This is a genomic window from Allomesorhizobium aridi (assembly GCF_043769475.1).
Lineage (GTDB): Bacteria > Pseudomonadota > Alphaproteobacteria > Rhizobiales > Rhizobiaceae > Allomesorhizobium.
In genome coordinates this window covers 1,386,775-1,400,983 of sequence record NZ_CP171729.1, presented here as the reverse complement: position 1 = coordinate 1,400,983, position 14,209 = coordinate 1,386,775, and the positions used below count along the sequence as shown (strand labels likewise).

At 62.3% G+C, this 14,209-nt stretch carries 13 protein-coding genes; 1 reads left to right on the top strand and 12 read right to left on the bottom strand.

All coding sequences use genetic code 11. The features are described 5' to 3' along the window. From rpsS to rpsL, 10 genes are all read right to left on the bottom strand, one after another. A complete protein-coding gene (gene rpsS, locus ACG873_RS08825) occupies positions 1-279 on the bottom strand; it encodes a 30S ribosomal protein S19 (RefSeq protein ID WP_008837718.1) in 279 nt (92 codons plus the stop codon). Between the two features lie 16 nt (positions 280-295). Continuing rightward, complete coding sequence (gene rplB / locus ACG873_RS08820) at positions 296-1,129, bottom strand: 50S ribosomal protein L2 (protein ID WP_394891376.1); 834 nt, start codon at positions 1,127-1,129, stop codon at positions 296-298. A gap of 19 nt (positions 1,130-1,148) precedes the next feature. Beyond that, a complete protein-coding gene (locus tag ACG873_RS08815) occupies positions 1,149-1,442 on the bottom strand; it encodes a 50S ribosomal protein L23 (protein WP_394891375.1) in 294 nt (97 codons plus the stop codon). Then, positions 1,439-2,059, bottom strand: coding sequence for a 50S ribosomal protein L4 (gene rplD / locus ACG873_RS08810; RefSeq protein WP_394891374.1), 621 nt, complete (start codon positions 2,057-2,059; stop codon positions 1,439-1,441). Before rplD ends, ACG873_RS08815 begins: the two co-directional genes overlap by 4 nt. After that, positions 2,059-2,769 carry a 50S ribosomal protein L3 gene (rplC, locus tag ACG873_RS08805; RefSeq protein ID WP_394891373.1) on the bottom strand — a complete coding sequence of 237 codons (711 nt, stop codon included), beginning with the start codon at positions 2,767-2,769 and terminating at the stop codon, positions 2,059-2,061. The genes rplD and rplC overlap by 1 nt, the downstream gene beginning before the upstream one ends. 107 nt (positions 2,770-2,876) lie before the next feature. Further along, positions 2,877-3,185 carry a 30S ribosomal protein S10 gene (gene rpsJ, locus ACG873_RS08800; RefSeq protein ID WP_006205468.1) on the bottom strand — a complete coding sequence of 103 codons (309 nt, stop codon included), beginning with the start codon at positions 3,183-3,185 and terminating at the stop codon, positions 2,877-2,879. 67 nt (positions 3,186-3,252) lie between these two features. Next, positions 3,253-4,428 (bottom strand): elongation factor Tu, encoded by a 1,176-nt coding sequence (tuf, locus tag ACG873_RS08795; RefSeq protein WP_394891356.1) that lies wholly within the window; start codon positions 4,426-4,428, stop codon positions 3,253-3,255. A gap of 63 nt (positions 4,429-4,491) precedes the next feature. Then, a complete protein-coding gene (gene fusA / locus ACG873_RS08790; protein WP_394891372.1) occupies positions 4,492-6,582 on the bottom strand; it encodes an elongation factor G in 2,091 nt (696 codons plus the stop codon). Positions 6,583-6,615: 33 nt separating this feature from the next. Beyond that, on the bottom strand, positions 6,616-7,086 hold the full coding sequence (rpsG, locus tag ACG873_RS08785; protein ID WP_165113660.1) for a 30S ribosomal protein S7: 471 nt from the start codon (positions 7,084-7,086) through the stop codon (positions 6,616-6,618). Between the two features lie 54 nt (positions 7,087-7,140). Next, positions 7,141-7,512 (bottom strand): 30S ribosomal protein S12, encoded by a 372-nt coding sequence (rpsL, locus tag ACG873_RS08780; RefSeq protein ID WP_008837709.1) that lies wholly within the window; start codon positions 7,510-7,512, stop codon positions 7,141-7,143. Between the two features lie 483 nt (positions 7,513-7,995). Between rpsL and ACG873_RS08775 the strand changes: the two genes are divergently transcribed. Then, positions 7,996-8,277, top strand: a complete 282-nt coding sequence (locus ACG873_RS08775; RefSeq protein ID WP_394891371.1) for a transcriptional regulator — start codon at positions 7,996-7,998, stop codon at positions 8,275-8,277. Between the two features lie 9 nt (positions 8,278-8,286). Here the strand turns inward: ACG873_RS08775 and ACG873_RS08770 are convergent, their stop codons facing one another. Both ACG873_RS08770 and rpoC read right to left on the bottom strand, forming a co-directional pair. Continuing rightward, complete coding sequence (locus ACG873_RS08770; protein WP_394891370.1) at positions 8,287-9,705, bottom strand: APC family permease; 1,419 nt, start codon at positions 9,703-9,705, stop codon at positions 8,287-8,289. 187 nt (positions 9,706-9,892) lie between these two features. Further along, on the bottom strand, positions 9,893-14,089 hold the full coding sequence (gene rpoC / locus ACG873_RS08765; RefSeq protein WP_394891369.1) for a DNA-directed RNA polymerase subunit beta': 4,197 nt from the start codon (positions 14,087-14,089) through the stop codon (positions 9,893-9,895). Positions 14,090-14,209: the final 120 nt, after the last annotated feature.

Here is a 14,209-nt window from a genome sequence, read left to right as displayed (position 1 = left end):
TTACTTCCTCTTCGCTTTCTTGTCCGCGCCGTGACCGTAATAGGTCCGGGTCGGGGCGAATTCGCCGAACTTGTGGCCGACCATGTCTTCCGACACGGAGACCGGGATGTGCTTCTGGCCGTTGTAGACGCCGAAGGTCAGGCCGACGAACTGCGGCAGAATGGTAGAGCGGCGGCTCCACATCTTGATCACTTCGCTACGGCCGCCTTCGCGCACCTTCTCGGCTTTCTTCAAGAGAAAGCCGTCGATGAACGGGCCTTTCCAAACTGAACGGGTCACTTCCGCCTACCTCTCTTTAGCTCTTGCGCTGATGACGCGAGCGCAGGATGAACTTGTCGGTCGCCTTGTTGGACCGCGTCTTCTTGCCCTTGGTCGGCTTGCCCCACGGCGACACCGGATTGCGTCCGCCCGAGGTACGGCCTTCGCCGCCGCCATGGGGGTGATCGACCGGGTTCATGGTCACGCCGCGATTGTGCGGGCGCTTGCCGAGCCAGACCTTGCGGCCGGCCTTGCCGAGGTTGATGTTGGCGTGGTCCGGGTTGGAGACCGCGCCGACGGTGGCGATGCACGTGCCGCTGACGACGCGCTGCTCACCCGAATTCAAGCGCAGGATCGCCATACCCTGGTCGCGGCCGACGAGCTGGGCGTAGGAACCGGCCGAACGCGCGATCTGGCCGCCCTTGCCGGGCTTCAGCTCGACATTGTGGACGATGGTACCGACCGGCATGGCCGAAAGCGGCATGGCGTTGCCCGGCTTCACGTCGACAGCTTCGCCGGCGATCACCTTGTCGCCGACGGCGAGGCGCTGCGGCGCCAGGATGTAGTTCAGCTCGCCGTCGTCATACTTGATCAGCGCGATGAAGGCGGTGCGGTTCGGGTCATACTCGATCCGCTCGACCGTCGCCTGCACGTCGAACTTGCGGCGCTTGAAGTCGATGATGCGGTACGACCGCTTGTGGCCGCCGCCGATGAAGCGGGCGGTGATGCGGCCGTGATTGTTGCGGCCGCCCGACTTGGTCAGACCTTCAGTCAGGCCCTTGACCGGCTTGCCCTTGTAGAGGGCCGAGCGGTCGACGAGGACCAGCTGGCGAAGGCTGGGCGTTATCGGTTTGTAGTTTTTCAATGCCATCTTACTGTCCTCGCGGCTCTCAGAGACCCGTCGCGACGTCGATCGACTGACCGTCGGCCAGCGTCACAACCGCCTTCTTCACATCGCTCTGCCGGCCGATCGTGCCGCGGAAACGCTTCACCTTGCCCTTGCGGATCAGGGTGTTGACGGCCGTCACCTTGACGCTGAACAGCGCCTCGACGGCGGCCTTGATTTCCGGCTTCGTGGCCTTCTTGGCGACGTTGAAGACGACCTGGTTCTGTTCGGAAGCCATGGTCGACTTTTCGGTGATCGCCGGGCTGACGATCACGTCGTAGTGTCGGAGATCGGTCATTTGAAGCGCTCCTCGAGAGCCTCGACGGCGGCCTTCGAAAGGACCAGCGTGCCGCGGCGCAGAATGTCGTAGACGTTGATGCCCTGGATCGGCAGCACGTCGATGTTCGGGATGTTCGTGGCCGCGCGCTTGAAATTCACGTCAAGCTCGGCACCGCCGATCATCAGTGCGTTGGTCAGGCCCAGCTTTTCGAAGTTCGCGATCAGCGCCTTCGTCTTGGCTTCGGTCAGCTTCAGATCATCGATGATGATCAGGCTGGACGACTTGGCCTTGGCCGAAAGCGCATGCTTCAGGCCGAGCGCGCGGACCTTCTTGGGCAGGTCGTGCTCATGGCTGCGGACAACCGGGCCATGTGCCTTGCCGCCGCCGCGGAACTGCGGAGCGCGAGCCGAATGGTGGCGGGCGCGGCCCGTACCTTTCTGCTTGTACATCTTGGCGCCGGTGCGCGCGATTTCGGCGCGGCCCTTGGTCTTGTGCGTGCCCTGCTGCTTCTTGGCAAGCTGCCAGCGCACCACGCGCTGCAGGATGTCCTCGCGCGGGTCGAGGCCGAAAATCTCTTCCGAGAGCTTGACCTTGCCGGCGTCTTCGCCGCCAAGCGTTGAAATTTTGAGATCCATTATTCCGCTCCCTCATTGGCCGGAGCATTCTTCTGCGTCGCACGAATGCCAGCCGGCTTCGGCGCGTTTTCAGGAAGCGCTTCCTTGACGGCGTCGCGAACCAGGATCCATGCACCCTTCGAGCCCGGAACCGCACCGCGGATCAGGATCAGGCCACGGTCCGTATCGGTCGAAACGACCTCGACATTCTGTGTCGTCACGCGGGTCGAGCCCATGTGGCCGGCCATCTTCTTGCCCTTGAACACCTTGCCGGGGTCCTGGCGCTGGCCGGTCGAGCCGTGCGAACGGTGCGACACCGAGGCGCCGTGGCTGGCGCGGCCGCCACCGAAATTATGGCGCTTGATGACGCCCTGGAAACCCTTGCCGACGGTGGTGCCGGTCACGTCGACCTTCTGACCGGGCACATAATGCTCGACCGTGATCTCCGCACCGATGTCGAGCATGTTGTCGTCGGAGACGCGGAACTCCGCAAGCTTCGCCTTCGGCTCGACGCTAGCCGCGGCAAAATGGCCGCGCATCGCCTTCGGCGTGTTCTTGACCTTGGCCAGGCCCACGCCGAGCTGGACGGCGGTGTAGCCGTTCTTCTCTTTCGTGCGCTGGGCCACGACCTGGCAGTTCTCCATGCGAAGAACGGTGACCGGAACATGCTCGCCGGCGTCGTTGTAGACGCGGGTCATGCCCAACTTCTGTGCTATAACACCTGAACGCATCGGTTCGTTTTCCTTCAGAGTTCCCTGTCGGGGCTATCGCCCCTCCACGCCTCTTGTTCCTTCAGAGGAGCCTTTCGGGATGACCCGGCCGGCTCATGGTTCAGCTCCTAGAGCTTGATTTCGACATCGACGCCGGCGGCCAGATCGAGCTTCATCAAAGCATCGACCGTCTGCGGCGTCGGGTCCACGATATCGAGCAGCCGCTTGTGCGTGCGCATTTCGAACTGCTCACGGCTCTTCTTGTCGACGTGCGGCGAGCGGTTGACCGTGAATTTCTCAATCCGCGTCGGCAGCGGAATGGGGCCGCGAACGTTGGCGCCGGTGCGCTTTGCCGTCGACACGATCTCGCGGGTCGAGGCGTCGAGCACCCGGTGGTCAAACGCTTTTAGGCGGATGCGGATATTCTGTCCGTTCATGCGTCACTTCCTTGTTCTGGCGCGGCGCGGGCTTTTCGCGCCCGCGACAGATCGGTTTGGTTCAAACTTACTCGACGATCGTCACGACGACGCCGGCGCCGACGGTGCGTCCGCCTTCGCGGATGGCGAAGCGCAGCTTCTCTTCCATGGCGATCGGCACGATCAGCTCGACATCGACCGTCACATTGTCGCCCGGCATCACCATCTCGGTGCCTTCCGGCAGCTGCACGATGCCGGTCACGTCGGTCGTGCGGAAATAGAACTGCGGACGGTAGTTGGTGAAGAACGGCGTGTGGCGGCCGCCCTCCTCCTTGGTCAGGATGTAGGCCTCGGCCTTGAACTTCTTGTGCGGCTTGACCGAGCCCGGCTTGGCCAGAACCTGGCCGCGCTCGACGCCTTCACGGTCGACGCCGCGCAACAGCGCGCCGATGTTGTCGCCCGCCTGGCCCTGGTCGAGCAGCTTGCGGAACATTTCCACACCCGTGCAGGTCGTCTTGGTGGTCGGGCGGATGCCGACGATTTCCAGCTCCTCGCCGACCTTGACCACCCCGCGCTCGACGCGGCCGGTCACCACCGTGCCGCGGCCCGAGATCGAGAACACGTCCTCGATCGGCATCAAGAACGGCATGTTGATCGGACGCTCGGGCGTCGGAATGTAGGCGTCGACTGCAGCCATCAGCTCGCGGATCGAGTCCTCGCCGATCTTCTTGTCCGAGTCTTCAAGTGCTGCCAGCGCCGAACCCTTGACGATCGGAATGTCGTCGCCCGGGAACTCGTTCTTCGACAGAAGCTCGCGCACTTCGAGCTCGACCAGCTCCAGAAGCTCGGCGTCGTCGACCTGGTCGACCTTGTTCAGAAACACCACGATCGACGGCACGCCGACCTGGCGGGCAAGCAGGATGTGCTCGCGGGTCTGCGGCATCGGGCCGTCGGCGGCCGAAACCACCAGGATCGCGCCGTCCATCTGTGCGGCGCCGGTGATCATGTTCTTCACATAGTCGGCGTGGCCGGGGCAGTCGACATGGGCGTAGTGGCGCGCCGCCGTCTCGTATTCGACATGCGCCGTCGAGATCGTGATGCCGCGCGCCTTCTCCTCCGGCGCCGCGTCGATCTGGTCGTACGCCTTGTACTCGCCGAAATACTTGGTGATCGCAGCCGTCAGCGACGTCTTGCCGTGGTCGACATGGCCAATCGTGCCAATGTTCACATGCGGCTTCGTGCGCTCGAATTTACTCTTGGCCATGTGAGGTCTCCATTCCTAGCCGGTTAAGGCAACTGATTAAGCGACTGACGCAGTTCCCTGGAACTACGCGTATTTCTTCTGGACTTCCTGCGCCACAGCGGTCGGCACAGGCTCGTAGTGGTCGAACTGCATCGTGTACTGGGCGCGGCCCTGCGACATCGAACGCAGATTGTCGACGTACTTGAACATGTTGGCGAGCGGCACCATTGCGTTGACAACGACGGCGACACCACGGGTCTCCTGACCCTGGATCTGGCCGCGGCGGCCGTTCAGATCGCCGATGACATTGCCGACATAGTCTTCCGGCGTCACCACCTCGACCTTCATGATCGGCTCGAGCAGCTGCACGCCGAGCTTGGGCGCCGCTTCGCGGAAGCAGGCGCGGCCGGCGATTTCGAATGCCAGAACCGAGGAGTCGACATCGTGGAAAGCGCCGTCGATGAGAGTGGCCTTCACGCCGATCATCGGGAAGCCGGCAAACGGGCCGGACGACATGACGCTGTTGATGCCCTTTTCGACGCCGGGGATGTATTCCTTCGGTACGGCGCCGCCGACGATCTTCGATTCGAACTGGAACTCGGTGCTTTCCGGATCCGGCTCGAAGATGATCTTGACGCGGGCGAACTGGCCGGTACCGCCGGTCTGCTTCTTATGGGTGTAGTCCTGCTCGTGCTTGCGGGTTATCGTCTCGCGATAAGCCACCTGCGGCGCGCCGACATTGGCCTCGACCTTGAATTCGCGACGCATGCGGTCGACGATGATGTCGAGGTGCAGTTCGCCCATGCCCGAGATGATAGTCTGGCCGGACTCCTCGTCGGTCTTGACGCGGAAGGACGGATCCTCGGCGGCCAGGCGATGTAGGGCGAGGCCCATCTTTTCCTGGTCGTTCTTGGTCTTTGGCTCGATCGCGATCTGGATGACCGGATCGGGGAATTCCATGCGTTCGAGGATCACCGGATGCGCCGGATCACACAGTGTGTCGCCCGTGGTCGTATCCTTGAGGCCGGCAAGCGCTACGATATCGCCGGCATAAGCCTCATCGACGTCGGCGCGGGAGTTCGCATGCATCTGCAGCATGCGGCCAATGCGTTCTTTCTTGCCTTTCACCGTGTTGTCAACGGCGGTGCCCTTGGTCAACTTGCCCGAATAGATGCGAGCGAAAGTCAGCGAGCCTACGAAGGGGTCATTCATGATCTTGAAGGCAAGCATCGACAGCGGCTCATTGTCATCCGCATGGCGCTCGATCTCGGCGTCCGTCTTGGCGTCGACGCCCTTGATGGCAGGCACGTCGAGCGGCGAAGGCAAATATTCGACGACAGCGTCGAGCAGCGGCTGCACGCCCTTGTTCTTGAAAGCCGAACCGCAAAACATCGGGAAGAACTTGCCGGCGATCGTGCCCTTGCGGATCAGCGACCGGATCTCGTCGTTCTCAGGCATTTTGCCTTCGAGGTAATTCTCCATCGCGGTCTCGTCCATATCGACGGCCGCTTCGATCATCTTCTCGCGGTATTCTTCAGCGCGGGCCTTCAGATCGTCGGGGATCTCGACGATGTCCCACTGCGCGCCCAGTTCCTCATTGCGCCAGACCAACGCCTTCATCTCGACGAGATCGATGACACCCTTGAACTCGGTCTCGGCACCGATCGGCAGCTGCATAACGACAGCCTGCGCGCCGAGGCGCGAACCGATCATCTCGGCCGAACGGTAGAAATCCGCACCAACCTTGTCCATCTTGTTGCAGAAGATCAGACGCGGCACGCGATACTTGTCGGCCTGGCGCCAAACGGTTTCCGTCTGCGGCTCAACACCGGCATTGGCGTCGAGAAGCGCGATCGCGCCGTCGAGAACGCGAAGCGAGCGCTCCACCTCGATGGTGAAGTCGACGTGACCGGGCGTGTCGATAATGTTGAAGCGGCGCATCTTGCCGTCGCGACCCTTCCAGAAGGTCGTGGTCGCGGCCGACGTGATGGTGATGCCGCGCTCCTGCTCCTGCTCCATCCAGTCCATGGTCGCGGCGCCGTCGTGGACTTCGCCGATCTTATGCGACTTGCCGGTGTAGTAGAGCACGCGCTCGGTGGTCGTGGTCTTGCCGGCGTCGATATGCGCCATGATGCCGAAGTTGCGGTAGTCTTCGATCTTGTATTCGCGTGCCATGGGATGTGCCTCTTTGACTGTCCGTTCGCGCCGTTACCAGCGATAATGCGCGAACGCGCGGTTGGCTTCCGCCATCTTGTGGGTATCTTCGCGTTTCTTGACGGCCGTGCCGCGGTTGTTGGCGGCATCCATCAGTTCGCCCGAAAGGCGATCGACCATGGTCGTTTCGTTGCGGTTGCGCGCAGCCGTGATCAGCCAGCGGATCGCAAGCGCCTGACGGCGCTCCGGACGGACGTCGACCGGAACCTGATAGGTGGCGCCGCCGACGCGGCGCGAACGCACTTCCACATGCGGCGCGACATTGTCGAGCGCCTGATGGAACACCGTGACCGGCTCTTGCTTGGTCTTGGCCTGAACCTGGTCGAGCGCGCCGTAGACGATCGTCTCGGCAATCGACTTCTTGCCGTCATACATGACGGCGTTCATGAATTTCGTGACGATCAGATCGCCGAATTTCGGATCCGGGTTGATCTCACGCTTTTCTGCACTGTGACGTCGGGACATGGTTCTCGTCTCTCAACTTCGAAGCTCGGCGGCAAACGCCTGAGCCGGAAACTCTTACTTCGGACGCTTGGCGCCGTACTTCGAACGGCGCTGCTTGCGGTTCTTCACGCCCTGCGTGTCGAGCACGCCGCGGATGATGTGGTAGCGCACGCCCGGAAGATCCTTCACGCGGCCGCCGCGGATCATCACCACGGAGTGTTCCTGAAGGTTGTGGCCTTCGCCGGGGATGTAGCCGATCACCTCGAAGCCGTTGGTCAGGCGGATTTTCGCGACCTTGCGGAGCGCGGAGTTCGGCTTCTTCGGCGTCGTTGTATAGACGCGCGTGCAGACACCCCGCTTCTGCGGATTAGCCTGCATGGCCGGAACTTTGTTGCGCTTCACCGGCGCTATGCGCGGCTTGCGGATCAGCTGGTTGACGGTAGGCATTAAAACCCTCTTGTCTCTAATTCCGTGTCTCGAGCCCATTCACGGGCGGCTTCAAGCGTTGTTTCCATACGCAAATTCGGGCCCCAAACCGCTAAACGCGGTCCCGCCCGAACAAAAAGCAGAGGAAGCGGAAGCCGCTTCATGCACGCCGGAAATGTGTTTTCGCTCGTAAAACGAACCTTGTTTGAGGCAAACTCCAAGGCGCGACGCCCCGGAAAGCCAAACCTCACATCGGTTCAGACGAGGCGGGTATTACTCGCAACGCCCCGAACCGTCAACCCCGCATCCGAGATTATCTTAACGAAACCGGGGCTTGGCGCGCTCTGCCCGCGGCCGCGACATTATCTTTCGTCTTTTCGCAAATGCGAAACAGAAAGTGACGCGGTTTTGCCTGTCGCAGGCCGCGGCTTCATGCAAAAACCCGGTGCAAGGCGTCAGATAGGCGCAAGCGGTCTTCCGGACAAGGGAATCGGGAATCACAACATGAATGACAATGAAGAAAGGCCGGTCACCATTATCACCGGGCGGGTCTGGCGCAGGAAGGGTGGCAAGTCCGAGGGCGTCCACGTGATGCTGGTCGCGCCGGACGACGATTCCGCCGTGAGGACGGCGCTCGAGGCGCTCGCGAAGGAGGGCTATGCCGAAGCGGAACTCGACCAGATCGGCGACATGCAGGGCGAACCCGACGACGAGCCACATCTTTCCGCCTGGCAGGGCGCGCTTGAGGGCGAGGTGTCGATCGTGACGTTCAAGGAGAGCGTTTGACCAAGGCGGTCAGTTCACCGGTCCACGACCGCCAACATCTTCCATTACCGGTTCCGCCGGCTGCACGCCGGTTGCGCGATTTATCGCCACCGTGACGAACCAGAGCGCGATTCCGATCGCGAGCAGAATTCCGGCGATCCAATACTGAACCGGATCCCGACCGGTCCACGGCCCCGCAAAAAAGGCGCACGCAAGCGCCCCAAGCACCGGCAGGACGGTCGGCGTACGGAAATGCTCATGCTCTGCGGCATCCTTGCGCAGTACCAACACGGCGATATTGACCACTGTGAATACGCAAAGCAGCAATAGCGCGGTCGTGCCGCCGAGGGCCGGAACCTCGCCTACGAAAGTGATCAGCGCGAAAGCCAGCAGCGTCGTGAAGCCGATCGCGACATAGGGCGTGCGCCGCGAGACGTGGACCTTTCCGAGAGCCGGCGGCAATACGTGTTCCCGGCTCATGCCGTAGACCAGCCGGCTGGCCATCAGCATGTTGATCAGCGCGCTGTTGGCGACAGCGAACATGGTGATGAAGCCAAATATCCAGAGCGGGAAGTTCGGCGCGCCGGCCTGCACCACCTTGAGCAGCGGCGTTTCGCCTTCGCCCAACTGCTCGGGCGCCACGAGGGTGATCGACGAGATCGACACGAGGACATAGATGAGCCCGGTGATCAGCAGGCCGGTAAGCAGGACCTTCGGGAATATGCCCGAAGGGTTCTTGCACTCCTCGGCCATGTTGACCGAGTCCTCGAAGCCGACCATCGCGAAGAAAGCCAGGGTCGTGGCTCCGATCACCGCCCAGAACGCGCTGGTGTCGGCCGTGAACTTGAACTCCGTGATGCGCGAGACATCGCCTTCGCCGGCGCCGATCGCCCACAGCCCGATGACGATGATGATCAGGAGCCCGCTAAGCTCGACGCAGGTCAGCACCACATTGGCCTTCACGCTTTCGCCGACGCCTCGGAAGTTGATGATGGCGACGACCGCCATGAAGGCGAGGCCGATCAGCGTGATTCCTACCCCTGCCAGATCGAGCCCGAACGCACTCGACATGTTGGCCGCGAAGGCACGGGATGCCGTCGAGGCGGAGGTGATGCCTGAGCACATCACGGCGAAGGCGACGATGAAGGTCACAAAGTGGATGCCGAACGCCTTGTGCGCATAAAGCGCAGCCCCCGCCGCCTTCGGATACTTCGTCACCAGTTCGAGATAACTGAAGGCCGTTATGACCGCCACGACGAAAGCCACGAGGAACGGCAGCCAGACAACTCCGCCCACCTGCTTTGCCACCTGCCCGGTCAGCGCGTAGATTCCCGTGCCGAGTATGTCGCCTACGATGAAAAGCAGGAGCAGCCACGGACCCATGACCCGTTGCAGGCTAGGTTCAACCGCCGCCGGTTGAACGCCTCCGCCAAGTGCCGCGTCCGTCATGAGTGCCTCCTCGGATGACACACGGGATGGTTGATTACGCCGCCTGTGGCCGACTATGAACCGGCTGGCGTCAATGTCAAACCTGAAGACAAGCTCCGGTTCGCGAGGCAAGAGGCTGCCGACGGCAGAACAAAAAAAGCCGCCGGGTCGCCCCGGCGGCTTTTTTCGTTCTCGATGAACGCCGCGATTATTCCGCGGCGTTGGTCATGTCGGTAAGCATCGGCTCGGCTGTCTCGGCGCCCGACGACTTGCGCCGCTCGTCGATGATCAGCTCGTCGCGCGAGGTGGCGATGCGCCGGATCTGGCTCATCTGACCGCCCGTGCCCGCCGGGATAAGGCGGCCGACGATGACGTTTTCCTTCAGGCCCTGCAGCATGTCGGTTTTGCCGGCCACCGCCGCTTCCGTCAGCACCCTGGTCGTCTCCTGGAAGGAAGCGGCCGAGATGAAGGATGGCGTCTGCAGCGAGGCCTTGGTGATGCCGAGCAGCACCGGCTGGCCTTCGGCGGGCTTCTTGCCCTCCTCGACCAGGCGATCGTTGACCTCTTCCAGCTCGATCACGTCGACGTGGTCGCCCGGGATGTAGGTCGAATCGCCCTGCACCGTAATCTCGACCTTCTGCAGCATCTGGCGAACGATCACCTCGATGTGCTTGTCGTTGATCAAGACGCCCTGCAACCGGTAGACTTCCTGGATCTCGTTGACGAGATACGAGGCTAGAGCCTCCACGCCCTTGATCGCCAGGATGTCGTGCGGCGCCGGATTGCCGTCGAGGATGTAGTCGCCCTTCTCGATCGCGTCGCCGTCCTGGAGATGGAACGGCTTGCCTTTCGGGATCAGGTATTCGACCGGCTCAAGCGTCGAGTCATGCGGCTCGATGATGATGCGGCGCTTGTTCTTATAGTCGCGGCCAAACCGGATCGTGCCGTCGAGTTCGGCGATGATGGCGTGGTCCTTCGGACGGCGCGCTTCGAAGAGCTCGGCAACACGCGGCAGACCGCCGGTGATGTCCTTGGTCTTCGCGCTTTCCATCGGAATACGCGCAATCACGTCGCCCGGGCGCACCATCGAGCCGGGTTCCACCGACAGGATCGCCTCGACCGAGAGCAGGAAGCGGGCGTCGCCGCCCTTGGCGAGCTTGCCGACCTTGCCCTTGACGTCGTGAATTGCGAGCGCCGGCTTGAGATCCGAGCCACGCGGGGTCGAACGCCAGTCGATGACCTCACGCTTGGTGATACCGGTCGACTCGTCGGCGGTTTCCTGGACGGAGATGCCGTCGACCAGATCCTCGAACACCACCCTGCCCTCGATTTCGGTGAGGATCGGGCGGGTGTACGGGTCCCACTCGGCGATGCGCTGGCCGCGCTTCACCTTGTCGCCATCGTCCACGAAGATGCGCGAACCATAGGTGACGCGGTGCGTGGCGCGCTCCTTGCCGGCTTCGTCGAGGATCAGGACCGCCATGTTGCGGCCCATGACCATCTGCTGGCCGTCGGAGTTGCGAACCACGTTGCGGTTGCGGATCTCGACCGTGCCTTCATACGACGCTTCCAGGAACGAGCTATCGACGACCTGAGCCGTGCCGCCCATGTGGAACGTACGCATGGTGAGCTGCGTGCCCGGCTCGCCGATCGACTGCGCTGCGATGACGCCGACTGCCTCGCCCTGGTTGACGGGCGTGCCGCGCGCCAGATCGCGTCCGTAGCAGACCGCGCAGACGCCGGTCCTGACCTCGCAGGTCAGCGCCGAACGGATGCGGACCGACTGGATGGCGGCCTTCTCGATCAGCTCGATGTCGCGCTCGTCCATCAGCGTGCCCGCCTTGACGATCAGATCGCCCGTCACCGGGTGATTGATATCGTCGAGCGCAGTGCGGCCGAGGATGCGCTGGCCGAGCGACGCGACCACCTGGCCGGCATCGACGATCGGCTGCATGGTCAGGCCCTTGTCGGTGCCGCAGTCGATCGAGTTGACGATGCAGTCCTGCGCCACGTCGACGAGACGGCGCGTCAGGTAACCCGAGTTCGCAGTCTTCAACGCGGTGTCCGCGAGGCCCTTGCGGGCGCCGTGGGTCGAGTTGAAGTATTCAAGGACGGTCAGGCCTTCCTTGAAGTTCGAGATGATCGGCGTCTCGATGATCTCGCCCGAAGGCTTGGCCATCAGGCCGCGCATGCCGGCGAGCTGGCGCATCTGGGTCGGGGACCCGCGGGCGCCGGAGTGGCTCATCATGTAGATCGAGTTCATCGGCTTCTGGCGGCCGTTGTCCTCGAACTCGACGGCCTTGATGCGGGCCATCATCTCGTCGGCGACCTTTTCCGAGCACTTCGCCCAGGCGTCGACGACCTTGTTGTACTTCTCGCCCTGGGTGATCAGGCCGTCATTGTACTGCTGCTCGTATTCCTTGGCGAGCGCCTCGGTGTCGGACACCAGCTTGATCTTGGAATCCGGGATCAGCATGTCGTCCTTGCCGAATGAAATGCCGGCCTTGCAGGCATGGCTGAAGCCGAGCGCCATGATGCGATCGCAGAAAATGACCGTCTCCTTCTGACCGCAATGGCGATAGACGGTGTCGATCATCTTGGAGATGTTCTTCTTGGTCATCTCCTGGTTGGCGGTCTCGAACGGCACGTTGACGTTCTTCGGCAGAAGCTCGGCGATAATCATGCGGCCGGGCGTCGTGTCGTGGATTTTCGATACGACATTGCCTTCAGCGTCCACGGTGCGGAAGCGGCCCCTGATCTTGGAATGCAGAGTGACAGCCTTCGTCTCAAGCGCGTGCTGGAGTTCGCCCATGTCGGCAAACACCATGCCCTCGCCCGGCTCGTTCTGGTTGACGATCGACAGGTAATAGAGACCAAGCACCATGTCCTGCGACGGCACGATGATCGGCGCGCCGGAAGCCGGATGCAGGATGTTGTTGGTCGACATCATCAGCACGCGGGCTTCAAGCTGAGCCTCGAGCGACAGCGGCACGTGAACGGCCATCTGGTCGCCGTCGAAGTCGGCGTTGAAGGCCGTGCAGACCAGCGGGTGAAGCTGGATCGCCTTGCCTTCGATCAGGATCGGCTCGAACGCCTGAATGCCGAGGCGGTGCAGCGTCGGCGCGCGGTTGAGCAGCACCGGATGTTCGCGGATGACCTCGTCGAGGATATCCCAGACTTCCGGCTTCTCCTTCTCGACCAGCTTCTTGGCCTGCTTGACGGTCGAGGAATAACCCTTGGCGTCGAGGCGGGCGTAGATGAACGGCTTGAACAGCTCGAGCGCCATCTTCTTCGGCAGGCCGCACTGGTGCAGCTTCAATTCCGGACCGGTCACGATGACCGAACGGCCGGAATAATCGACGCGCTTGCCGAGCAGGTTCTGGCGGAACCGGCCCTGCTTGCCCTTCAGCATATCGGACAGCGACTTCAGCGGACGCTTGTTGGCGCCGGTGATGACGCGGCCGCGGCGGCCGTTGTCGAACAGAGCGTCGACCGCCTCCTGCAGCATGCGCTTTTCGTTGCGGATGATGATGCCTGGCGCCCGCAGCTCGATCAGCCGCTTCAGGCGGTTGTTGCGGTTGATGACGCGTCGGTAGAGATCGTTCAGGTCCGACGTCGCAAAGCGGCCGCCATCCAACGGGACGAGCGGGCGCAGGTCCGGCGGGATCACGGGGACGACCTTCATGATCATCCATTCCGGACGGTTGCCGGATTCCATGAAGTTTTCGACGACCTTCAGCCGCTTCAGATATTTCTTCTGCTTTAGTTCCGACGTGGTCGAGGCAAGCTCGGAGCGCAGGTCGCCCGCGATCTTTTCCAGATCCATGCCGGCCAGCAGGTCATGAATGGCTTCCGCACCGATCATGGCGGTGAACTGGTCCTCGCCATACTCGTCGACGGCCATCATGTATTCTTCTTCGCTGAGAAGCTGGTGCTCCTTCAGCGCTGTCAGGCCCGGCTCGGTGACGATGTAGTTCTCGAAATAGAGAACCCGCTCGATGTCCTTCAGCGTCATGTCGAGCAGCGTGCCGATGCGCGACGGCAGCGACTTGAGGAACCAGATGTGCGCCACCGGGGCGGCGAGCTCGATATGGCCCATGCGCTCGCGGCGGACGCGCGACAGCGTGACCTCGACGCCGCACTTCTCGCAGATGACGCCCTTGTACTTCATGCGCTTGTATTTGCCGCACAGGCATTCGTAGTCCTTGATCGGGCCAAAAATGCGCGCGCAGAACAGGCCGTCGCGCTCGGGCTTGAACGTGCGGTAGTTGATCGTTTCCGGCTTCTTGATCTCGCCGAACGACCAGGACAGAATCTTTTCCGGGCTGGCGAGCGAAATCCGGATGGAATCGAACACCTGCGCCGGGGCGTTGTTGTTGAAGAGATTCATGACCTCTTGGTTCATGCCGTTCTCCTTGTGGGACCGAAGGCCCCTTTCGAACAATTGTGGGCTGTAGGGCCCCTTGGCGATCCGGGCGTGCGTCGCCGCTTTGCTGGCGCCGCCGGATCCGTGCGTTGGTCGCGG